Raw genomic sequence first — 23,478 nt, forward strand, 5'->3', positions numbered from 1 at the left:
TGGTATCTGATGGTATAATGTTCTTGAAAATCAGATCGGAAATTAATGGTTAATTAAATATTATTAACTTTTATTGTATATAGCCGTAATTTGGGGGTAATAAATTTTTATAAAAAATGATGGTATATTTATTACCTTTCTACTATGATACATTAATAATAGCAAAGCGCTTGCAATATATTAAAAAGGTGGTATTAAAATGAAAGAAATTGATAATCGTCTTATAGAATGGGCAATCAAAGAAACTGAAACACATTACAAAGATTAAGTCTCTATTTTACTAGAGCACAACACTTACTGTCTTGAGGAAGACAAAAATGTAAGGTATGTCAATACTATTATATCTGATTCGAAAGAATATATTGGTTTAGCAAGAACATTTATCGTTAATGGAAATGGGTATGACATTAATCAAGTTTCCTGGGAAAGTTTTGAAAGAGATGCAGATGTAAAAGGCTATTATGTAACTATTCTTGCAGAAGCAAATATTCTTTATAGTAAAAATGAAGCAGATAGACAAAGGTTTTTATATTTAAGAGCAAAGTTTTTTGCAAATCTTGAAAATCCAAAGTATATGTTTGAAAGAGGATTGGAATGGTTAAATAATGCTATGGATGTATATAAAACCTTGCTATTTGAAGATGAGCTTTCTAAGGTAAGAAATGGTGCTGGATTTATTGCAGATTACTTAGCTGTAGCTATTGCTTGCTATAATCAGACTTATTTCAAAAGCTTTACCAAACTTCAAGAACTAAATGCAATGAAGCATCTGCCTAACAACTTCATTGAACAATATAAACAAATTGTTAAGACAAAAACTATAAGCGAATTACAATCACTTTGCCATGAAATTATTAAAACAACAAGAGATTTTTTCAAAATTAATGATAAGCGTGTTCGAGAAAATAAGGTTACTCCAGATTATGGCTATTTAGCATCCTGGTATCAAGAATGTAGCTATTATTTCAAGAGAATTTATCACTTCTGTGCTAATAACGAAGCTGAACTTGCCTTTGATGGAAGCTTTCACATTCAAACAGATTTGGACGAGATTGCAAAGGATTTTAATATATCAGATTTAGATATTATTTCAAATTTTGACGTTAGTGATTTATCTGGGTTTTCAAAAAGAGTAAAACAAGCTGAGGAACGTATTGTTGCTGCTATAAGATCAAACAATGTGAAAATTGATTCATATCCTTCCGTAGATGAGTTTATAATTCAGAACTCGTAAGTGAGTAAGTTGTATGAAATATAGAAAAGCAAGCGATGTTTTGCCAGATGAACTATTGAAAGAAGTACAAAAATATGTGAGTGGTGAAGCATTATACTTTCCAAAGTATAAAAGTCGTCAAAAATGGGGAGAAAGCACAGGTGCAAAGGATTATTATAAACAGAGAAATATTGAAATAAGAGAGAAATTTGCTCAAAAAATATCAATAGAATCTCTTGCTGAGCAATACAATCTCTCAATTGAATCAATTAGAAAAATTGTTTATCAGCAACACTTATAGTATAAGTATAATCACATGTTGTTTTTTATCACAATATTCTAATTTAACGTCATAACAGCCACAGAATAGTAATACCACTTTTGCTGGATATTCCATTGCAAACGGTAAATACTGTCTTGTGGCTTTTTTTAATAACTTTTTATTGTTTTAATCCATAAATTTTTAATTTTGCAATAATCCAAGAAATCTTAAATATAAATACTAAATTCATTTTTTTATTTTTAGAATAAAAATAACCTCCTATTAGTTAGATTATTACACCCAACTAATAAAAGGTATTAGCTTACATAAATTCAGAGTATTAATTGGTATGAAAAACTATTAGCTGCTATTAAAATATAGATAGAAGATATTTTTCATTACATTCTACTAAGCTTTTCATATTTCTTCAATGCCTGTTAAGATACTTTATTCTTAAGTCTTAATTTATCAGCTATAATAGCGATAAATTCACTATTTGTAGGCTTACCCTTATCTCCATGAACAGTATATCCAAATAGTCTATTAATAGCATCTACCTGACCTCTACCCCATGCAACTTCTATAGCATGTCTTATTGCTCTTTCAACTCTTGAAGCTGTTGTATTGTATTTTTTAGCTATTGAAGGATATAATTCCTTAGTGACTGCTGATAATAATTCCATATCATTTACTACCATAGTAATAGCTTCTCTTAGATACATATAACCCTTTATATGAGCTGGTACACCAACTTCATGTATTATGTTAGTTATTTCTGTTTCTAAGTCCATAGGACCTTTAGATCTGTTTTCTACTGGTGTAGATATAATTGATGATGTTTGTTGATATGATGAAGAGGTTCTTATGCTTGAAGTATCACTTACATTGCTGTTGAACATTTCTCTTATTCTCTTTGTGAATACTTCCATATCAAATGGTTTTACAGTATAATAATCAGCTCCAAGTGTTATAGCTTGTTGAGTAATCTTATCTTGTCCTACTGCTGATAATATTATTATTCTTGGAACTTTTTCTAGTTCCATAGTATTTAATTTTTCTAGTACTCCTAGTCCATCTAAATGTGGCATGATAATATCAAGAATAACTAAATCAGGTTTTCTTTCAACAATTAAATCCAATGCCTCTCTACCATCTTTTGCAATTCCTGTAACAACTATGTCCCTTTGATTTAGCAGGTAGTCATTTAAAATGCTACAAAATTCCTTGTTATCGTCCGCAATAAGTACTGATATTTTTGAATCTTCCATATTTTTTTCTCTCTCCTTTAGTCCATTATTAAATTATATGTTGTTTTATACTACTTTACCCCTTATGACCATATATATTATCTAATAAACAATATTATTAGATCACAACTATATTATATATTTTTTACCTTTTTTTGTAAATAACTTTTTTATTGCTAGGGTATGTACTATTGTTTTCATACTTTCTTTTTATATAATATATAGCATTCTGCATAAATATTTAATATGTTTATTTGTTTATTTGTTATGCTGTGTTTATCTTCCACTATTTGTAAATTATACACTTTTTATTTGTAGAAGTAAATAGTTTATAAAAAAATACCCAAAAGTATTTTTTTTACAAATATGTAACTATATATTTCCTAAATTCTCAATTATTAATGCAATATATATTTATTATATAATTATATTACTTTTTCTACAATGCATATGTCTTATCTTTATTTCTAAAATCTTGTTATAAATAGGATTTTTACAAAAAATAATAAGTCATTAAGCTAGATTGGTTTGTTTAATAAAATTATTTGCACTTATTTCAGTTGTGCATTTTATCAGACAAATTCAACTAGGATATTGACTTATTATTTTGAGAAATATGACTTATATTAATATCTTAACTTATTAGTAAACAATTATTTTATGACTCCACAATCCTGAAGCATCCATTCTATATATATCCCATAACCTGTATCCGGCTTATTAATTAACACGTGAGTAACCGCTCCTATGATTTTGTTATTTTGTATAATTGGACTTCCACTCATTCCCTGAACTATTCCTCCGGTTTTTTCTAATAATTTTGGATCAGTTATTTTTATTACCATACTTTTAGATCCTGGTGTTGATTGATTTAATAGTTTTTCGATTTCTATGTCAAATTCTTGAGGACCGCTTTCATCTATTGTTGTTATTATTTTTGCTTTTCCTACATTAATTTCATCTCTAAATCCAACCTTAAGAGGCTTCATATTTCTATTAAAGGATTGTGCATTTTTAATTTCTCCAAAAATTCCGCTTTCAGTATTCTTTTCAATACTTCCAGACGGCAACTGTTCATTTATGAAAATGCCTTTTAATTCTCCTGGCGCTCCTTTTTCACCTCTTTTAATGCTAATTATTGAGGATTCAAGTAAATCCCCATTTTTAATTAAAAATGGCTCATTTGTATCACAATCTGTAATAGGATGACCTAAAGCTCCAAATTTTTTTGTATTGTTATCATAGAACGTCATTGTTCCAACACCTGCAGTTGAATCCCTAATCCACAGTCCAATTTTATAATCTTTATTATTTTCTCTTTTTAAATGAATGTTTTTAGTAATCTTTTTTCCATTTCGTAAAATATAAACTTCTATGTCTTCCTTTTCGCAACTTTTAATTGTTTTTAATAAATCAATTGAATTTTCTATATCTATTCCATTTACTTTTAATATTATATCTCCAATTTCAAGACCACCTAATTTTCCTGGACTCTCCTCTTTTTTATTATTAACCTCTATATCCGAATATCCAACAATAAGTACACCTTCACTATTTACTCTCACACCAATTGAATTACCACCTGGATACACTTCTAAATCTTTAATTTTTTGCACTTCTAAGGATTTTAAAGGAATAACACCTAAAAATTTAATTTCATATTTATTGTTATTTCCTTTAATTTTATCTATTGTATTCCCTATTGGTGCAATAGACTGAACTGTTTTTTCATTAGCAGTATAAATTTTATTTGGTAAATTTATTATACTGATTGCGGTTATTAAACTTAGAATTAGGATTGGAGTTATAATTAAACTAGTTGTACATAAAAATTTTTTCTTCATATTTCTCTCCTCCTTTACTTCTTAAATTTAATTTCCCCACTATACAAAAGTCTTATCCTATAGTAACTCTGTTATTGTAGTTAAAAAATTTAGCATATTCTAAAATTTAATATTTTATATAAAAAAAAATAAAACCACGAAATCCATGGTTTTATTTTTACCAATTTTTATTTGTATATGTATTTATTTTTTAATTTCTAATTTTTTTATTTCACTTAAATTTATCATTTCTTTTACATTGTTTAAAGTAGCTTCTGTTACATCATCACCAGCTAACATTTTACTTATTTCTAATTCTTTTTCTTCTTTTTGTAAAATTTTTATTTGAGTGAAGGTTTTATTATCTATTACCTTTTTCATGACAAAATAATGATAATCTGAAAGTACTGCAATTTGTGGAAGGTGAGTTATACATAATACTTGATGAGTATTTGATAACTGATACATTTTTTCTCCAACTCTTTGCGCAACAGCACCACTTATTCCTGTATCTATTTCATCAAAAATTAACGTAGGTATTTCATCTTTTTCAGCAAATACACATTTTAAAGCTAACATTATTCTAGAAAGTTCTCCACCTGACAATACTTTTTCCAATGGCATAAGAGGTTCACCTGGATTTGTAGATATATAGAAACATACATCATCAAAACCTTTTTCATTAAAATCTTCCTGCCTTAAAACTCTTATTTCCATCCTCGATTTTTCAAGCCCTACAAAAGCAAGCTCTTTTAAGATTTTTTCTTCTAAATGTTTGCTTTTTTCTATTCGGATATTATGAAGAATTAACGCTTCTGCCTCCATTTTGATTAAAACCTGCTTTTCTTTTTCTTTTAACTCTTCTATAATTTTTTCTGAATTAACTATTTCGTTATATTCTTTTTGGATCTTTTCATAATATTTTAATATTTCAGGTATAGTTGGTCCATATTTTTTCTTATAGACATTTATTTCATAAATTCTAGCATTTACTTTATCTAAAGCTTCCTGATCAAAAACAATTTCTTCAGCCATATCACGAAGTTCACGGCTTGCTTCTTCAAGTGAATAAAATGCTCCTTCAATAATTTCTTTATTCTTCTTTATTTTATCAAAATGCTTTTCCACATTTGCTAATTCTTGAATTACTTTTGAAATAGACTCAATAACACTAAATTCTTCATTTCCATTCAAAACTCCACAAGAAATCGCTAAACTCTTATTAATTTTTTCAGCATTTGCTAAAATATTATATTCTTCTTTTAGATTTTCTTCTTCATTTTCTTTAAGCTTGGCTTTTTCTATGTCTTCAATTTGAAATTTCAAATAATCAAGTAATTTTTCCCTATCCTGATTTCCTGAAACTCTATTAATATCTTCTCTAATTTCTAATAAATTATCCCTTAATTCACCATATTTATTTAATGGTTCTATTATTTCTATATCAATAAAATCATCTAAATATAATATATGACTGCTTCTTTGAAGAAGTTCTATATTTTGGTGTTGTCCATGAATATCTAATAATTTTGATCTTATTTTTCTTAACTGAGATGTAATTAAACTTTTTCCGTTAACCTTAATTAAATTTTTACCATTTGCATGACTTTCTCTTGAAACAATTAATACATCCTCATATTCAATCTCTAGTTCTTCTAAAATATTTAAAGCTTTAGTTCCTTCAATGGTAAATAGTGCTTCTACATATGTTTTTTCTTCACCTGTCCTTATTAAACTCTTGGAAAACTTTCCGCCAAGAACAAAGTCTATTGCATCTATCATAATAGACTTTCCTGCACCTGTTTCTCCTGAAAGTATATTAAAGCCTTCGTTAAAGTTTATTGTCATTTCTTCGATTAACGCAAAATTTTTAATATTAAGTTGAATTAACATTTCATCCCATCCTTATACCTTATGATGACATTCTTTTTCTTATTTTGTCTACTAAATCCTCAGCACTTTCTATGCTTCTAACTAAAATGAAAATAGTGTTATCTCCTGCTACAGTTCCAGCTATATCAGCACTTTCCAAATTATCTATTGCTTCAGCTGTAATTGGTGCTGAACCTGTTATTGTTTTAATAACTACCATTTTATCTACATTTTCTACAGAAAGCACTGTATTTGCTAATATATTACTTAGTCTATTTATTATATTTTTTTGTTCTCCTGTAGATACAAAATACTTTGACTTACCACTTGAAGACTGCATTTTTATTAATTTTAAATTTTTTATATCTCTTGATACAGTTGCTTGAGTTACATCAAATCCTTCTTTTTTTAATTCTTCTGCAAGCTCCTCTTGTGTTTCAATTTCCTTTGTACTTATAATTTCTAATATTTTCGTATGTCTCTTTGATTTCAAAACTACTCACCATCACATTCTTTAGAATTATTTAAAATCTTACTTCTTAATACTTTAAAATAATCATAATCATCAAATAAAAGTAATTTTACTCCTTTTTGATTTTTGCTTATTTTTATTGAGGTTTCATGATTTATATTAATAGCCTTTTGGCCATCAACAGTTAAGTAAACTTTTTCCTCTTCATGATCTGTACGTATTTCTATAATGCTATCAGCTTTTAATACAATAGTCTGCATACTTTTTGTATGTGGACATATAGGTGTTATAGTTATAAGCTCTAAATCCGGATATATAAATGGTCCTCCTGCTGAAAAAGAATAAGCTGTAGAGCCTGTAGGAGTTGCTATAATAAGTCCATCCCCTTTAAATGTTGAGTATATTTTTCCATCTACATATATTTTAAATTTAACCATTCGTGAAAGTGTTCCTCTTGCCAATACTACATCATTAAGTGCTTTATACTCTTCTTTATTTATACTAGACTCAACCTTACAATTTAACATCATTCTTTCTGCAATTTTATATTTACCTTCTTCAAGCTTATTTAAAGCATTATCTATATCATAAATATCTACACTGGATAAAAACCCTAAATTGCCTATATTTATTCCTAATATAGGTGCATTAAAACTATCATTTAATGATCTTGCTATTCCAAGAAGAGTTCCATCTCCACCAAGGACTATAAGCAGGTCAATTTCCTTTAAATCCTGCTTTTCTATATCATAAGAACTAAAGATAACAATATCTTTAAACTTAAATTTTTCTGTGAACTTTTTTATAACCATGTGCAATATCTGATTATCTTTGTCCTTTGATGGATTAATTGCAATTCCAATATTTTTCATAGCCCCTCCAAAAGAAGTTAAATTTCTACATGTGATTCCTCTACTACGACATCAATATCTTCCCTTTTAAAATTACTTTCCTTATTTTTATCTTTAGTAAAATACACTAAATACTCTCTATTTCCTTCAGGACCTTTAATAGGAGAATACCCAACCCCTAAAACATTTAAATCTTGTTCTAGTAAAAAGTCAATAATTCCATATACTACTTCTTTATGAGTTTCTTTTTCTCTTACTACACCTTTTTTGCCTACCTTTTCACGTCCTGCTTCAAATTGAGGTTTTATAAGTGCTACAACTTCTCCACTTTCTTTTAAAAGATTTAACGTTGCAGGCATTATCTTTTTTAAAGAAATAAATGATACATCTATAGATGCAAAATCTAAAGGTTCTCCAATATCCTCAAGAGTAACATACCTTATATTTGTTCTTTCCATGCAAACTACTCTCTCGTCTGTTCTAAGCTTCCAAGCAAACTGTCCATATCCAACATCCACTGAAAATACTTTTTTTGCTCCATTTTGAAGCATACAGTCCGTAAAACCTCCTGTAGAGGCACCTATATCCATACAAACTTTATCTTCTAATGAAATATTATATGAATTCATGGCCTTTTCTAATTTTAAACCACCACGGCTAACATATTTAAGAGTTTCTCCTCTATATTCTATATTAGCAGATAAACTTACTTTTTCTCCAGCTTTATCAACTTTTTGTCCATCAACATATACTTTACCTTCCATTATGCAGGCTTTTGCCCTCTCTCTAGAAGTAATTATGCCCTTTTCCACTAAAAGTATATCAAGTCTTTCTTTTTTTTCTGCCATTTGTTTCTCCTTTTAATCATACAGATTTATAACAGCTTTACTTATGCTTTCACCATCCAGCTTATATGTTCTATATAGAGTATCTACATTTCCCTGCTGTATAAATTCATCGTCATATCCAAGGGTTCTAATAGTTCCCTTATAATCTATTTCACTTAAATAGTCCTTAATAGCTGAACCTAAACCGCCTTTTAAAATATTATCTTCTATTGTTAAGATATTATATCCTTCTTTTTTTAAATTTTCTAGTAAATTTTTATCAATTGGTTTAATAAAGGTTGCATTTACCAGCATAGGATTTAATCCTTTTTCATATAGTATATCCTTTGCAAGCATTGCATTTTGTACCATTTTTCCTGTTGCAATAATACATACCTTTGAGCCCGAATTTATTACTTCCCATTTTCCTTCTTTAACCTCTGTTATTGGGAAAAGAGTATTTATTATGTTTCCACCTCTTGGATATCTAATAGCAACTGGTGCATCCTTATTTATGGCCCATCTTAATAGCACTTCAACTTCTTCTAAACATTTTGGCGCAACTATAAATATATTAGGAATAATTGATAAATAAGATAAATCAACAATTCCTTGATGTGTTTCTCCATCTTCTCCAACCAATCCAGCCCTGTCTATTGCAAAAACTACTGGAAGATTTTGAATACAGACATCATGAAGTACTTGATCAAAAGCTCTTTGTAAAAATGTAGAATAAACTGCAAATACTGGCTTTAGTCCATTACTTGCCATCCCTGCCGCTAACGTAACAGCATGTTCTTCTGCTATTCCTACATCAAAAAATCTATCTTTAAATTGTTCTGAAAAACATTTAAGTCCTGTACCTTCAGGCATTGCTGCTGTAATTGCAACAATTTTTTCATCTTCTTTGCTTAACTTTATCAGTGCTTTTCCAAAAGCTTTAGAATAACTGTTTTTAGGAGACACCTTCAATTCTCCACTTTCTAAGTCAAAAGGACCCACAGCATGATATTTACTTGGACTTTCTTCAGCCAATGCATGCCCTTTTCCTTTTTGAGTTAATATATGTATTATAACAGGACCATCTATTTCTTTAGCTTTCAAAAAAACTTCTGACATTAAATTTACATCGTGTCCATCAATTGGCCCTATATATTTGATTCCCATATTTTCAAAAAACATAGATGATACAACTAATTGCTTGAGGCTATCTTTAACTTTAGAAATCTTTCCAGCAATATTTTTTCCAAAATCTGATTGATTTAACGAAGCATGTATATCTGTTTTTAATTTATTATATGAAGGAGCTATTCTTAGCTTGTTTAAGTATCTTGAAAGTCCACCAACATTTTTTGATATGGACATTTGATTATCATTTAATATAATGATCATGTTTGTTTTTCTAAACCCTACATCATTTAATGCTTCAAGAGCCATACCTCCAGTTAAAGCCCCGTCTCCTATAACTGAAATAACACTATATTTTTCTTTCTTTATATCTCTTGCCCTTGCAATTCCAAGTGCAGCAGAAATAGATGTGCTGCTATGCCCTGTATCAAAGTAATCATATTTACTTTCATTTCTTTTTGGAAATCCGCTCATTCCACTATATTGTCTCAGTACTTTAAATCCATCTTTTCTTCCAGTTAAAATCTTATAAACATAGCTTTGATGACCTACATCCCATACTATTTTATCCTTATCAAAATCAAAGACTTTAAATAAAGCTAAAGTGAGTTCTACTACTCCTAAATTAGATGCTAAATGCCCTCCAGTTTTAGAAACACTCTCTATTAGAAATTCTCTGAGTTCATCGCATAAAACTTTATTATCTTTTTCATTAAGTTTCTTTAAATCTTTTGGGAAATTTAACTTATCTATTAATTTCACAACAATCATTCCCTCTATTAGTTTTCTCTACTTAAAAGAGCATATGTTAACTCAATTAAGCAATCCGCATTAACAGTTAATCTCTTTAAAATCTCAATACATTCTTCACTTAAAGTTTCACATAATTCATTACATTTTTCTAATCCAAAAACAGATATAAAATTTGTTTTATCATTTTCTTCATCTGCATGGATATTTTTTCCTAAAACTTCAACATCTCCGATAACATCTAATATATCATCTTTTATTTGAAATACCAATCCTAATTTTTCACCATATTCAGCAAATGTAATTAAGTCTTCCTCAGGTGCCTCAGCTAATATTGCCCCTGCTAATATGGAAGCTTTAATTAATGCTCCAGTTTTTTTAGAATGCATATATTCAAGTTCATCTTTTGAAATCTTTTTTCCTTCAGATATTATATCAACAACTTGACCGCCTATCATTCCTTCAGCACCTGCTGCCATTGAAACCTCATAAGCTGCCTTTAATGAATTCCCATTATTCTTTAAAGCATAATCCATCATAATTATCATGGCTTCATTTAATAAAGCATCACCTGCGAGGACTGCAATATTTTCTTGAAACACTACATGATTGGTTGGCTTTCCACGCCTTAAATCATCATTATCCATACAAGGAAGATCATCATGAATCAATGAATATGTATGTATCATTTCTATAGCAGCTGCCATTGGCATAACTTTTCTATAATCTTCTTTGTATATATAATAACATAATGCCAATAATATAGGTCGGATTCTCTTTCCTCCGATATTTAAACTATAACTGCATGAATCATAAATAATTTTATTATATGTTCCTTTTTCCTTAAAGTAATTTTCTAAATATTCGTTTATTTCTTGCCTTAAATTATTTATCTCCATAACTATCAGTAAACTCCACTTCTTTTTCGTCTTTAATTATAGAAATTTTTGCTTCATATGAATCTAATACTTTGTAAATTTTATTTACAAGTTTTACTCCTTCTTCATAGGATTTCATTGATTCTTCAAGGTTTAACTCATCTGTTTCTAGATTGTTTAATATTTCTTGAAGCTTAGTAAGCATCTCTTCATAACTTTCTTTTTTAGCCATCTTTTTACTCCTTATTTTAAGTACTTCAAAACAACATATATGCTGCATTGCAATTAGATTATTCTGTAAATTTTGTATAAATTATTTCACAGCATCTCATCATATATAAATATTAACAATTAATTTTTATCCTTCTGGCTGTATGGAATAAAAGTTCCTTCAGCCTTTCCATCTTTAAGTGAAATATTTAAGTCTATTGTTTCCATTAATTGTTCTTTTGATGTAATAAGATTATTTTCATTATCCTCTATTATAGCATATCCTTTTGAAATAACATTAATTGGATTGTGTGCTGAAAGTAGATTATTTAAATTTAATATTTGATCTTTTTCTCTCTTAACCTTAGTTTTTATTGCAAATTTTAATCTATCCTTTAATTTATCTACTTCTAAATATGAATTAGATATTTTAGCCATTGGAGAATGAATTTTTAGAATTCTTTCTGCTGCAATCAAATCATTTTTGTTTATCTTTAATTTATCTTCTATTTTTCTATCAAGTAATTTTGATATATCATAAAGTTTAGCTTTTATATCTTCGCTCACAGGAACTGCTATTTCAGCTCCTTGCGATGGAGTTGCTGCTCTAAAATCTGCTACAAAATCTGAAATAGTAAAATCTATTTCATGTCCTACTGCTGATATTATAGGTATATTAGATTTAAAAATAGCTTTAGCTAGTTCTTCTTCGTTAAAATTCCATAGCTCTTCTATGGAACCTCCACCTCTACCTACAATAACTAAATCAACAGATTTTTTCTTATTAAAATAATTAATACCTGCTATTATTTCTTTATATGCACCAATACCTTGCACTTTAGCTGGATATAAAACTAAATCCACCAATGTACTTCTTCTGGTAGATACATTTATAATATCTTTAATGGCTGCTCCAGTAGGTGATGTTACTATTCCAATTCTTTCAGGATATTTAGGCAGTGGTTTTTTATATGCTTCATCAAAATATCCTTCTTTGGACAATTTTTCTTTTAGCTTTTCAAATTTAACAAACAAATCACCTAAGCCTTCTTTTTCTATTTCATCACAATAAAGCTGAAAACTTCCAGTTGCAGTATATACAGATGCTCTTCCTTTAACTACAACCTCCATGCCTTCTTCTAATGCAAATTTCAAGAAAACTGCGTTTCCCTTAAACATAACACAGTTAATTTTCCCATTACTATCTTTAAGTGTGAAATAAATATGGCCGCTGCTATGATATTTTAAATTAGAAATCTCCCCTTTTACAGAGAGATTGCTTAAAATAAAGTCATTGTCTAACATTCTTTTTATATAATTCGTAACCTCAGATACAGTTAACGTCTTAATATTCATTATCCTTTAACGCCTCACATGCATTTTTTATTAAAAGTGTTGTTGTAAGTGCTCCTACTCCTCCTGGAACTGGAGTTAAGAATTTACACTTATCTATAACCTTGTCAAAATCTACATCACCAGTTATTTTTCCTTCAAAAGAGGAAGTTCCTACATCAATTACAATAGCATTTTCATTTATATAAGTTTCATCTATAAATTTAGGTCTTCCAATAGCAACTACTATTATATCTGCAGCCTTACATACTTCTCTTAAATTCTTTGTTTTAGAGTGACAGATAGTAACTGTAGCATTTTCATTTAATAAAAGCTGAGCTACAGGTTTTCCAACTATATTACTTCTTCCAAGAACTACTACATTCTTTCCAGTAATATCTACATTTAAACTTTTAATTAATGTAACTACAGAGTTTGGAGTACATGGTAAGAATTTTGGTTCTCCCATATATAACTTTCCTTGGCTTTCAAATGTAAGACAATCAATATCCTTGCTTGGTGATATTTCTCTAATTATCTTCTTTTCATCAAAATTACTTGGAAGTGGTAATTGTAAAATAATTCCTTGAACTTCTGAATCTTCATTTAATTTATGTATTTGAGCAATTACATCTTCATCCGTTAGAGTTTCTGGTAAAGTTACCTTTAGAAATCCTGCGCCAAGAGATAAAGCTACTTTTTCTTGACTAGCCATATAATAAATAGATCCGCCATCGTTTCCAACCAAAATTGATGCAATTTTAGGTATCTTAAGATTTTTTTCTTTTCTATCATTGATAAAATTTTTAATATCCTCTTTTACCTTTAATGCTACTTCTTTGCCGTTTATAATTTGCCCCATTATCACACACTACCTTTCGTTCAGTTTACAGTTTACAGTTCACAGTTAAATATGATGTTTTTCTTTCTATAATTAGATTGAGCTAATACAAAAATTTAATTATCTAAAACATACTGTAATTTCTTCAAATCCTGTAAGGATTTGTTCCATAACTGTTAATTGTTAAATGTTAACTGACTTAACCTTGTCTAAAACTCCGTTTATAAAGCCTACGCTCTTTTCATCTGAATATCTTCTTGTAATTTCCAATGCTTCATTAATAGCAACATTAGTTGGAATTTCTTTATCATATAAAAGCTCATATGTTGAAAGTCTTAATATACTTAAATTCACTTTAGATATTCTGTCTAATTTCCAATTATGTAAATTTTCTTCGATTACTTTATCAATTGCTTCTTTATTATTTTCTATACCAATTAACGCTTGTTTAACATATGTCAAATCAATTTCTTTTATATTTCCTTCATAATTGTCAATAAAATTTTCTATTGCTTCTTCAATTGTGTCCTTACTTAAAGTCATTCCAAATAATAACTCCATAGTTTTTTCCCTTGATAATTTTCTATTCATATTATCCTCCTAAATGTATCGCATTGTTTCACTTTATCATTATACACACTTTTGTTTTCTTTTAAACCCTAGAATATTTACTTGATAAATTCTTATTTTACAAATATACTTCTTTGCTTAAGGTTAAATCACATAGATCCCCATAGACTAATTTTTTATTCCTTATGCCTTAACTCACATAGAAACACCCTCTGAAAGCATCAGAGGGTGAAAATCAAACTAGTTAGATTCACTTTCTTCCTTTTTTGGTAGATAAATATTTTGTACATAGATGTTAACAGCCTCAACATATAATCCTGTCATAGCTTCAACGGTCTTTTTAACATTGTCTTGAACCTGAGCTACAACCTCCATGATTTTTTTTCCATACTCAACTGCTACACTCATTTCTATAATAGCTTTATCTTCTTCTAAAGTTACTTTACTTGCTTTTGCAGTACTTTTCTTACCTTTAAATATGTTAGTTATATTACTTGCTACACCCACTTGGTAATCTAATACCCCTTCTATTTCTTGAGCTGCAATACCAGCAATAACGCTTACTACTTCATCTGAAATCTTAACGACTCCAATATTTTCTTCTCTAACTAAATCTTCCATGTTGCTTAACCTCCTAGGTTTTGTAATAACAAAACATGATAATCTTGTGTTTATTATATCAAATATAATTTAACATTACAATTATTATATGGTTTTTATACTATTTTTGAACTTCTATTATAACGTCTTTTATTTTTGATACATCTTGAACTATTTCTTGTATTGCAACAGTTTCGCTTTCTTGAAGACTAACTGGTGATTTTATTATTACTGTTGCTTTATTAGAATCTAATCTGCATAATACATCTTCATAACCTTTATTTTTAATACCAAGCTCTATTCTTCCTTCATTATCTCTAACCATAGTTTTTTGAGTTAACTCCTTTGTAGCAGCATCTTTTTGCTCTTTTGATGTGTTTGCATCTGAAATTATAGAATTCAAGGTTTGAATAGTTGCTGAATCCTGTTGTTCTCTTGCGCTTCTTGACTCATAAAAATATTGATTTTGATTTAATGCTTCAGTATCTTCCTTGTTTACTTTATCTGCTGATAGAACTTGACTTAAATCAGTTGGATCATTTAATCCTCCATTATTAAGTTTTGCAGCTAGCATCCCTACACATAATATTAATGCTAGTAATGTAAAAATAATCCCACATTGTTTCTTTGTCATAATATTTTCCTCCCATCCCTTTTCTATAAAATTATATGCTACTTCTTCATGCTATATACATTAACCTTATCTAAACTTAAGTTATATAATTTAGACACTGCTTGTTCAATTTCATATTTTGTTTTACTATTTTCAGCCCCCTCTGCAATTATTATTATGCCGCAAATTTTTGGTTTATATGTTGTTAATACAAAAGGTTCATTATTTCCATCAGAAGTTTTCATAACAACTTTAGTACCATCTGTGTCTTGATTATTTACCCTTTTTCCACCTTCATTATCAGTTTCTTCTGTTGTTGATTTTTGAGTGTTCTTATCATAAGCTGGAATCTTTTGTTCTCCCTGTCCAAAGGACATCATAACTTCTACATCTCCAACTCCATTCATTTTTTTCAATATATTTTTAAGTTCATTTTTTTGGTTTTCTTCATAATTTTTTTCCTCTGCTTTAATTGTTTCATTGGAATCTTTTATAGGTGAATTATTATTTTGATTTCCTTGATTATTTGTTTCTAATAGTTTATTGCTGGTTATAATTTTGCTGTTAGGAATTAAAACATTCATTGTAATCAAAATAAATCCTAAAAGTAAACACAAAGCTATTAAATTTTTCAATTGCTTTTGATCAAGTATTTTTTTAATTTCTTCTATAATTTTATTTTTTCCCAATACTTTTACCTCCTATTCATCTAATTTATAAACTTCTATTTTTTCTTTTGAAATATCCAATTCTTTAGATACAAAATCAATTATTTTTATATACTCTTCATTCAGTTCCTGTTTATTGCTCTCCTCCTTATTATTTATGACTATTTTTTTTATCTTATTTACCTTATTTTCACCTATGCCTATTTTTAATTTTTTTATATTTAAACTTACATTTGTAAAATTCACATCACATTCTACTTCACATTTAAAATTCATATTTCTAAATTGATTTTTAAGTAAATTATCACAATTTTTATTAAAATTATTAATAAATTCTTTTTTTCTAACATCTACTTTATTTTCATTCTCTTTCGTTGCCATATTGATTAAATTAGTTTTGTCGTTATTAAATACAGTTTCATAATCTTCTATACTCCCAGGAAGATTTTTTTCTCCATTTGATATTAAATTAATAATTGGGTTTAAAATTACACTTATTAATATTAAGCCTAAAATAAATTTGATGTATTTTTTCATCTTATTATCAGGTGTTATAATTTCAACTGCACTAATGAATACAAGCATAGTTACAAGTGTTATTACAATGCTTTTTAGGGTTTCCATAAACATAAGCTTATCCTCCAACTATAAATCGTCCAGTTGATGCCATAATTCCAATAAGCACAAAAAACATTAAACTTACTGTTAAAACACATGAAATAATTAACACCATAGAACTTCCTGCTGCTTCTATTGATTTGGTTATTCTCGAATCACTTATTGGCTCTACTAATGCAGCTGATAATTTATATATAAATGTAATCAAAACTAACTTAATTAAGGGATGCAATAAAATCAATAGAACTATAACAAGTCCAATAGAACTTATTGCATTTTTTATAATAAGAGAGTATCCTGCAACTGATGTAATTGCATCTGAAAATGCTTTTCCTACTATAGGTATAAAATTATCTACTGCAAACTTTGTAGTTTTTAAAGTCACTGCATCCATTGTAGTAGAAGTAATTCCTCGAATTGATAACAATCCAATAAATATTGTAACTATAATTCCTTGAAACCAAATAGTTACTTGTTTAAACAATTTACATAAGTTAGTTATTTTATGTTCTGTTGAAATATTATTAGCAAATTCTAGTACAAAAATCATTAATATCATTGGAATTATAATATTAGAATAAATTTTAGGTATAAATACAACTGCCCCTAGTACAATCGGATCTAATGTTGCAGCTGATGTAATACCTCCCGATAGGGAAATCATAGTAATTAATATTGGTAGAAGGGCACTCATAAAGTCTGAAACATTAGCAATTACTTCTTTTGCTACTGAAATTGAAATTATAAAACTCTTTGAAAGAATTATTATTATCAATCCGTAGCAGGCATAAAATGCAACTTCTGATATACTTTCATCTGAAAACGCATCTTGGAGATTTTTAAGCAGTGAACCTATTATTGCTATAGTGACTATTGACAAGGAAAGCTTTAAAACACTTTTAACCTCCTTAAAAATAAGGCTCAAAACTCCATTTAAAATATTATGAAAAGATAAATTGCCCTTTCCATCTTTAATGTATTCTTTAATATAATCTACTGGATCAAGTGTGTTCATGAGTTCTTCTTTTGTTTTCATGTTTTTTATATAATCATATAAAGAATTGATTTCTTCTTTGGCTGTTCCATTTATATCTTCAATGTTTGCTTGATTTTCTTTTGTTTCAGTTTTAATGTTCACTACTTCACTCGCGTAAACATAATCACAATTAGAAAATATACAATTCAAGATTATTGGTATTATATTTACTAACACACTTAATATTAATATAAAAGTAAATCTTCTTATCCTCTTCATAAATAACACCTACATTATCTGTAATATAGAATTCAAAACAGCCATGAGTATTGGAATAGCAAGTACTAAAATCATAATTTTTCCTGCAAGATTTATTTGCGCCGCAAGACTGTCAGCATTAGCATCTTTGCATAATGCACTTGAAAAAGATGCTATATAAGCAATAGCCAAAATTTTTAACACAATTCCAATATAAACAGTATCAATATTTGCCTTATCAGCAATTTGCCTTAAAAAATCAATTATTTCTTTAAGTGGTTCTATCATTATAATTAAAATTAATGCTCCAGCAGTTAACGTTAGAAATGTATTTAATTCACTTTTAGAATTTCTAAACAGTAATATAATAAATAAAGCTACTAATGCTATACCAACTACTTTTACTATTAACATAACTGCACCTACATTATGAATAAGGTTTTAACAGAGCTAAATAAATCTCCTATAATAGAAATTATCATAAGAAGAATTATTACAACACCTGCTATATTAGTTATAGCCGCTATTTCACCCTTTCCACTGCTAGTTAATACCTTATCTAAAACCACCAAAAGTATTCCTGCTCCCCCAATTTTTAAAAGAATACTTATATCATGCATTCATCTTCCTCCAATCTTTAATTTTTCAATTGCTCTTTACACTAGCTAATTACTTCATTCCAAGTTTTTAAATTATAAATATACTTATCATTGCCCCAAAGCATATTCCAAGATATCTATAAAGCTTAACATTTTTCTTTGCAAATTCATCAGCATCTTTTAGGTTTATTTTTAATCCTTCAATTGCTAATGAAAATATTTTTTCCTGTCCATAAATTCCAGAATCTCCAAGAGACTTAAAAAAATCTCCCATTACTTTTTTATCTTCTTCATATAAATAGAATTTATTTTCTAATACCTTATATTCTTTTATAGCTCCATGATAAACACTTTCCACATCACCTTTTATCAAGTGCAATGCAACAGCCTTTACCATCAAACTCATAGGTTCACATAGTTTACACGAAAGCTTTTCTAAGGCTTCTGGCAGAGGAGTTGCTCCATATAGAACATCATTTTGTAAAATAGTTAACCCTTTTAATATTTCTTTTAATTCAGCTTGTCTTCTTCGAAAAGTTTCACCATATGAAAACCCTATATAGGTGCTTATAATAAATATGCACATTATAAAAATTAATTTAAGCATATTTTTTCATCTCCTTTTAAGCTAAATACCTTTTCAATTGTTCCAACCCCATGTTTATTGCTTAAAATTATTGCCCGTTCTAATATTTCATTATTAAGCAAATCTCCAAAAACCTTTCTCCTATATAAATCTTCCACTGAAAAGCCATGAATGGTGGTTACTATATTCACGCCTGAGTTAAATGCCATCATAAGTGCATCGATATCTCCTTTTGTTCCAATCTCATCGCAAATAAGAACTTCTGGTGAAAGACTTCTAATTGCCATAATAAGACCTTCTCTTTTTAAACAATTATCCAAAACATCTGTTCTAATTCCTAAGTCACTTTGAGGAATACCAAAATGGCATGCTCCAATTTCGCTTCTTTCATCTATTACAACAACTTTTCTTCCCTTAGCTCCTAATGTTGGAATTCCATTTGATATATTTCTAGCTATATCTCTTAAAATTGTTGTTTTACCACATTTGGGAGGTGAAATTATTATTGTATTATAAATCCTGTTTTCAGAAGTAATAAACTTAATAATTTTATCTGAACACCCTATAATTTCTCTACAAATCCTTATATTCAATGATGAAATATTTCTAATAGTCTTAACTTCTCCATTTTCCATAACACATTCACCAGCTATACCAATTCTATGTCCACCTTTTATAGTTATAAACCCTTGCCGTATATCTTCTTCATAAGCATATAGTGAATAATTTGAAATTTTTTGAATCATGCTTTTTAATTCATCTTTTGAAGGCACATAATTTATAATACTTTCTCCATATTTTGAGTAAATTAAAATTGGTTGTTGGCTTTTAATTCTAATTTCATATATCTGTTCTTTATGAAGCCTTTCCTCAAGTATATTTCCTATTTTATCTGTAAAAATGCTTATTATTTCTTCTTGTCCCTTCAAACCTCACTGCCTCCTCTCATGTCTTTTATTTAATTAATATGTAATGTTATTCTAATTTATTACTCAAATGTAAATTTTCATAAATAGATTCCATTTCACAATAATAAAATTTAAAATATTTATTTTCTTTAATTGATACTGAAACTTTCTTATATATATGCATAAAAAATAGCAGCTCCTCCTCAAATCATACTTTGAGACTGAACTGCTATTTTTACATTAAATTATTACTATTTATGTTAACCTTATATTTAACTATTCTTAATATTTTTATTACAAAATGGACATGGAATTTCATCATTGTTGCTTAAAGCTGATTGCTCTATAAAAATAGGTTTGTTACAATGAACACAAGTAATTTCTGTATATTCATCTTCAATATCATTTAATTCATCTATAGATAATTCTTCAAATAATTCATCTTGAATATTTGTTAAATCATCATCCATGAATTTTAAATTTTCTTCAAGAGTTTCTTGATTTACAGTTAACTCTTCAATTTTTTCATTCATGTTTTCCAAAATTGAAGTGATACTATCAAAGCATTCTTTGTATTGATTACTTTCTATTTTAGACAAACTATTTTTTAACTCTTCAATTTGAATTTTAAGTTCTTCCATAGCTTCTCACTCCCTTTTAACTTATTCTATAATTATTTATAAATTTATATATAAATAAAGTTGCTAAGCTTATGCCTAGCAACTTATGTATAAATACTAAACTCTTTCCATGTAATCGCCAGTTCTAGTATCTACTCTTATAACATCACCTTCGTTAACGAACATAGGAACATTTACTACTGCTCCTGTTTCAAGAGTAGCTGGTTTCATTGCATTAGTAGCAGTATTTCCTTTAACTCCTGGTTCTGATTCAGTGATTAATAATTCTACAAAGTTTGGCGCTTCTACTGAGAATGCTTCACCCTTAAAGAATTTAATTGTTGCAAACATGTTTTCTTTTAAGAATTTGATTGCATCTTCAACTTTTTCATAGTTTAATGGAATTTGTTCATATGTTTCTTGATCCATGAAGTAGTATAATTCACCATCACTATAAAGGTATTGCATTTCTTTTCTTTCAATTACAGCTTCTTGTAATTTTGTAGTTGGATTGAAAGTTGTATCTGTAACTCCACCAGAAATTACATTTCTAAGTTTAGTTCTAACAAATGCTGCACCTTTCCCTGGTTTAACGTGTAAAAATTCTACTACTGTAAACACTTGACCATCTAATTCAAAAGTTGTTCCTTTTCTTATATCTCCTGCTGTTATCATTAAATATCCCTCCAAATTTGTTAAACAACACATAAAATAAATTAGCATAATAACTAATTTTCTTTTTGTATGCCTAATTAAAATAAAACTTTTCTCTATGCATTAAGCCTAAATACTTAACCGTTGACATAACACTCATATTTTATCAAAAGAAAGAAATAATTGCAATTATTTCTGCTCACTTTTTAATAAAAATTTATAATTTCCATAATTAAATATTTTCTTTAGAGCAAATATCTAACACAATAAAATTTTCTCCTTTAACTCTATTAATGAAATAATCGTTTATTTCATAGTTTTTTAATTTTGATATTTCCTGAACTAACTTATCTTTATCCCCTTTTATCTTAACTTTAACATACCATTTACCATTAACTTCATTTGCAGATAATATATTTTTATCATTTAAGCAGCTTAATTCCTCATTAATATCTTTTAAGCTTTTATTATTTATTATTTCACTATTAATATTATTACATACGACAATATTCTTTTGTTTGTTGATATTACTTATGAACCATCCTTGAACACTAGCAATTACAACCATAATTAATATTAAAATATTCTTATATATTTTATTCATTCAAACTTACTCCTAATTTATATTGTCCATCATCTATTAAATTCACATCATTTATTGTTAAAGACTTCTTACTACTTAATTTATCAATATTATCTATGCTATTAATTATAATTTCTCCTTTATTTTTATCTATATATGCCTCCTCAACATCATCATTTATAATATTTTCAATCCAAATATTAATATTTTCAAATTCATCCATACCCAATTGCTTTTCTTCTACATTAATTTTATTTATAGAAGTAGCTTTCTTCGCTTGCTCATTGCTTTTTACAGTGATTGGTAGCAAAAATAAATTTACTATTAATATTACTAATAGTATCTCGGTTTCTCTTCTATTTTTCTTAACCTGCTTTTTCTCATAAAATTTTTCTGGTATAAAATTTTTGTTTTTCATATATTTTTTCATTGATTAATTCTCCTAAATTAATTTTTATTAATTTAATTTCTCTTGAATCAAATAAATCTTCTTCTATACTGCAATCTATATATACTTCTTCCAACTCATTATTTTCAATTATTTTACTATACATTAATTCTTTATCTTTACTAACAAATCCACTGTAGAATAAACCATTTTCAAAAGTCATATAATAATAACACTCTAAAAACTTTACTAAAAGACTACAATTAAATTTTTCATTATTTAAGACTTTTCCCATAACTGCTTTAACTATAAATTGAATTGGTTTTACTTCTAAGTTACATGTCTTTTCTGATAATTTTTCTACTCTTTTAGCACCTTTTATATAATAAATAACAATAATATTATTGCGCTTTTGAAAATCATATAATATATCCCCATTTTGCATAAAATCAGTATTTATCTTATACTCAACAAATTTATATATTTGATTTCCTTTGGCATTATTAACGAACTGCCTTCCATATAGCTCTTCTTCTAAAATTATTATTTTAAGATCAGATTTAAATTGATGCTTAATTTCCGAAATTACATTGAAATCATATTCTTTGTCCTTATATATAAATGAATCCTTCTTCATAAAAATCACAGCTTTACTCACTATATTTTCTCCTTCTTCAATATCCAACTTAGTGCAAACACTTTTTGCAATTTACAATTTCAATATATACTTAGTCATTTGTATCTTCAAACATATAAGTTGGAATTAAAATTATTTTATCTTTTTTATACGAATACGTAATTTTTCTATTTCTAATGGTTTCATTATCTTTTTGAGTTTTTAAAATTAATTTATCCGCTTCTTTATGATACTCTAAAGCGCTATCTCCTATCACTTTATTAAAATCTTCTGAAAATATACCTTTTTCGTCAAGACTGTCCCTTTTATCCTTTTTAATTTTTATGTTTATTTCCCTCATAAATTTATTTAAAATTGCTTCTTCTTTTGTATCTAAATCATATCTATCTTTATCAAAGTTATATAAGGAACCCATTTCAATATTATTTCTCATCATATTAAAAATGAAACCTCCAAGAATGCACATAAGCGCCAATACAACCATGGAACTTATT

General features: G+C 27.8%; 29 protein-coding genes. 2 read left to right on the forward strand and 27 right to left on the reverse strand.

All coding sequences use genetic code 11. The features are described from left to right. Window positions 1–574 precede the first annotated feature (574 nt). Window positions 575–1,234, forward strand: coding sequence for a hypothetical protein (locus GXK56_RS14960; protein ID WP_160688771.1), 660 nt, complete (start codon window positions 575–577; stop codon window positions 1,232–1,234). A gap of 13 nt (window positions 1,235–1,247) precedes the next feature. After that, entirely contained in the window at window positions 1,248–1,514 is a 267-nt protein-coding gene (locus GXK56_RS14965; protein ID WP_160688773.1) for a CD3324 family protein, read from the forward strand. Between the two features lie 398 nt (window positions 1,515–1,912). Here GXK56_RS14965 and spo0A read toward each other — a convergent pair whose 3' ends face one another. The 27 genes from spo0A to GXK56_RS15100 all read right to left on the reverse strand — a co-directional run bounded on the left by spo0A (window position 1,913) and on the right by GXK56_RS15100 (window position 23,420). Then, a complete protein-coding gene (gene spo0A, locus GXK56_RS14970) occupies window positions 1,913–2,743 on the reverse strand; it encodes a sporulation transcription factor Spo0A (protein ID WP_160688775.1) in 831 nt (276 codons plus the stop codon). Window positions 2,744–3,375: 632 nt separating this feature from the next. Further along, the gene (gene spoIVB, locus GXK56_RS14975) at window positions 3,376–4,566 is read right to left on the reverse strand and encodes a SpoIVB peptidase (RefSeq protein ID WP_160688777.1); all 1,191 of its coding nucleotides are present in this window, start codon (window positions 4,564–4,566) and stop codon (window positions 3,376–3,378) included. A 183-nt stretch (window positions 4,567–4,749) separates the two neighbouring features. Continuing rightward, the gene (gene recN / locus GXK56_RS14980; protein ID WP_160688779.1) at window positions 4,750–6,438 is read right to left on the reverse strand and encodes a DNA repair protein RecN; all 1,689 of its coding nucleotides are present in this window, start codon (window positions 6,436–6,438) and stop codon (window positions 4,750–4,752) included. Window positions 6,439–6,457: 19 nt separating this feature from the next. Continuing rightward, window positions 6,458–6,910 carry an arginine repressor gene (locus GXK56_RS14985; RefSeq protein WP_160688781.1) on the reverse strand — a complete coding sequence of 151 codons (453 nt, stop codon included), beginning with the start codon at window positions 6,908–6,910 and terminating at the stop codon, window positions 6,458–6,460. A 2-nt stretch (window positions 6,911–6,912) separates the two neighbouring features. Then, window positions 6,913–7,761, reverse strand: coding sequence for an NAD(+)/NADH kinase (locus tag GXK56_RS14990; protein ID WP_160688783.1), 849 nt, complete (start codon window positions 7,759–7,761; stop codon window positions 6,913–6,915). A gap of 17 nt (window positions 7,762–7,778) precedes the next feature. Continuing rightward, the gene (locus tag GXK56_RS14995) at window positions 7,779–8,588 is read right to left on the reverse strand and encodes a TlyA family RNA methyltransferase (RefSeq protein ID WP_160688785.1); all 810 of its coding nucleotides are present in this window, start codon (window positions 8,586–8,588) and stop codon (window positions 7,779–7,781) included. A 12-nt stretch (window positions 8,589–8,600) separates the two neighbouring features. Then, on the reverse strand, window positions 8,601–10,457 hold the full coding sequence (dxs, locus tag GXK56_RS15000) for a 1-deoxy-D-xylulose-5-phosphate synthase (RefSeq protein WP_160688961.1): 1,857 nt from the start codon (window positions 10,455–10,457) through the stop codon (window positions 8,601–8,603). Between the two features lie 17 nt (window positions 10,458–10,474). Next, entirely contained in the window at window positions 10,475–11,344 is an 870-nt protein-coding gene (locus GXK56_RS15005; RefSeq protein ID WP_160688787.1) for a polyprenyl synthetase family protein, read from the reverse strand. Then, on the reverse strand, window positions 11,331–11,555 hold the full coding sequence (locus tag GXK56_RS15010; RefSeq protein ID WP_160688789.1) for an exodeoxyribonuclease VII small subunit: 225 nt from the start codon (window positions 11,553–11,555) through the stop codon (window positions 11,331–11,333). The genes GXK56_RS15005 and GXK56_RS15010 overlap by 14 nt, the downstream gene beginning before the upstream one ends. Before the next feature lie 119 nt (window positions 11,556–11,674). After that, window positions 11,675–12,889 (reverse strand): exodeoxyribonuclease VII large subunit, encoded by a 1,215-nt coding sequence (xseA, locus tag GXK56_RS15015; RefSeq protein ID WP_160688791.1) that lies wholly within the window; start codon window positions 12,887–12,889, stop codon window positions 11,675–11,677. After that, the gene (locus tag GXK56_RS15020) at window positions 12,879–13,727 is read right to left on the reverse strand and encodes a bifunctional methylenetetrahydrofolate dehydrogenase/methenyltetrahydrofolate cyclohydrolase (RefSeq protein WP_160688793.1); all 849 of its coding nucleotides are present in this window, start codon (window positions 13,725–13,727) and stop codon (window positions 12,879–12,881) included. Before GXK56_RS15020 ends, xseA begins: the two co-directional genes overlap by 11 nt. Before the next feature lie 162 nt (window positions 13,728–13,889). Beyond that, window positions 13,890–14,297 carry a transcription antitermination factor NusB gene (gene nusB, locus GXK56_RS15025; protein ID WP_160688795.1) on the reverse strand — a complete coding sequence of 136 codons (408 nt, stop codon included), beginning with the start codon at window positions 14,295–14,297 and terminating at the stop codon, window positions 13,890–13,892. A gap of 219 nt (window positions 14,298–14,516) precedes the next feature. After that, complete coding sequence (locus GXK56_RS15030) at window positions 14,517–14,897, reverse strand: Asp23/Gls24 family envelope stress response protein (protein ID WP_160688797.1); 381 nt, start codon at window positions 14,895–14,897, stop codon at window positions 14,517–14,519. Window positions 14,898–14,997: 100 nt separating this feature from the next. Next, window positions 14,998–15,510 carry a SpoIIIAH-like family protein gene (locus GXK56_RS15035; RefSeq protein ID WP_160688799.1) on the reverse strand — a complete coding sequence of 171 codons (513 nt, stop codon included), beginning with the start codon at window positions 15,508–15,510 and terminating at the stop codon, window positions 14,998–15,000. A gap of 38 nt (window positions 15,511–15,548) precedes the next feature. Further along, complete coding sequence (gene spoIIIAG / locus GXK56_RS15040; RefSeq protein ID WP_160688801.1) at window positions 15,549–16,178, reverse strand: stage III sporulation protein AG; 630 nt, start codon at window positions 16,176–16,178, stop codon at window positions 15,549–15,551. Window positions 16,179–16,190: 12 nt separating this feature from the next. Further along, a complete protein-coding gene (spoIIIAF, locus tag GXK56_RS15045; protein WP_202127898.1) occupies window positions 16,191–16,781 on the reverse strand; it encodes a stage III sporulation protein AF in 591 nt (196 codons plus the stop codon). A 10-nt stretch (window positions 16,782–16,791) separates the two neighbouring features. Beyond that, window positions 16,792–18,030: a stage III sporulation protein AE gene (gene spoIIIAE, locus GXK56_RS15050; protein ID WP_160688805.1), complete on the reverse strand. Its 1,239-nt coding sequence runs from the start codon at window positions 18,028–18,030 to the stop codon at window positions 16,792–16,794. A 9-nt stretch (window positions 18,031–18,039) separates the two neighbouring features. Next, window positions 18,040–18,423, reverse strand: coding sequence for a stage III sporulation protein AD (gene spoIIIAD, locus GXK56_RS15055; RefSeq protein WP_160688807.1), 384 nt, complete (start codon window positions 18,421–18,423; stop codon window positions 18,040–18,042). 8 nt (window positions 18,424–18,431) lie between these two features. Next, window positions 18,432–18,629: a stage III sporulation protein AC gene (gene spoIIIAC, locus GXK56_RS15060; RefSeq protein ID WP_160688809.1), complete on the reverse strand. Its 198-nt coding sequence runs from the start codon at window positions 18,627–18,629 to the stop codon at window positions 18,432–18,434. A gap of 67 nt (window positions 18,630–18,696) precedes the next feature. Further along, window positions 18,697–19,215, reverse strand: coding sequence for a stage III sporulation protein SpoIIIAB (gene spoIIIAB, locus GXK56_RS15065; RefSeq protein WP_160688811.1), 519 nt, complete (start codon window positions 19,213–19,215; stop codon window positions 18,697–18,699). Further along, window positions 19,203–20,123, reverse strand: a complete 921-nt coding sequence (gene spoIIIAA / locus GXK56_RS15070; RefSeq protein ID WP_160688813.1) for a stage III sporulation protein AA — start codon at window positions 20,121–20,123, stop codon at window positions 19,203–19,205. Before spoIIIAA ends, spoIIIAB begins: the two co-directional genes overlap by 13 nt. 251 nt (window positions 20,124–20,374) lie before the next feature. Continuing rightward, entirely contained in the window at window positions 20,375–20,743 is a 369-nt protein-coding gene (locus GXK56_RS15075; RefSeq protein WP_160688815.1) for a CD1247 N-terminal domain-containing protein, read from the reverse strand. 96 nt (window positions 20,744–20,839) lie between these two features. Then, window positions 20,840–21,397 carry an elongation factor P gene (gene efp, locus GXK56_RS15080; RefSeq protein WP_160688817.1) on the reverse strand — a complete coding sequence of 186 codons (558 nt, stop codon included), beginning with the start codon at window positions 21,395–21,397 and terminating at the stop codon, window positions 20,840–20,842. Between the two features lie 211 nt (window positions 21,398–21,608). Next, window positions 21,609–21,980, reverse strand: coding sequence for a hypothetical protein (locus GXK56_RS15085; RefSeq protein WP_160688819.1), 372 nt, complete (start codon window positions 21,978–21,980; stop codon window positions 21,609–21,611). Then, window positions 21,973–22,389, reverse strand: coding sequence for a hypothetical protein (locus GXK56_RS15090; protein ID WP_160688821.1), 417 nt, complete (start codon window positions 22,387–22,389; stop codon window positions 21,973–21,975). Before GXK56_RS15090 ends, GXK56_RS15085 begins: the two co-directional genes overlap by 8 nt. Next, a complete protein-coding gene (locus GXK56_RS15095; RefSeq protein ID WP_160688823.1) occupies window positions 22,340–23,005 on the reverse strand; it encodes a hypothetical protein in 666 nt (221 codons plus the stop codon). The genes GXK56_RS15090 and GXK56_RS15095 overlap by 50 nt, the downstream gene beginning before the upstream one ends. Before the next feature lie 70 nt (window positions 23,006–23,075). Beyond that, window positions 23,076–23,420 carry a hypothetical protein gene (locus GXK56_RS15100; RefSeq protein ID WP_243156138.1) on the reverse strand — a complete coding sequence of 115 codons (345 nt, stop codon included), beginning with the start codon at window positions 23,418–23,420 and terminating at the stop codon, window positions 23,076–23,078. Between the last annotated feature and the right edge of the window lie 58 nt (window positions 23,421–23,478).

Source organism: Clostridium sp. C2-6-12, assembly GCF_009928485.1.
Classification (GTDB): domain Bacteria; phylum Bacillota; class Clostridia; order Clostridiales; family Clostridiaceae; genus Clostridium.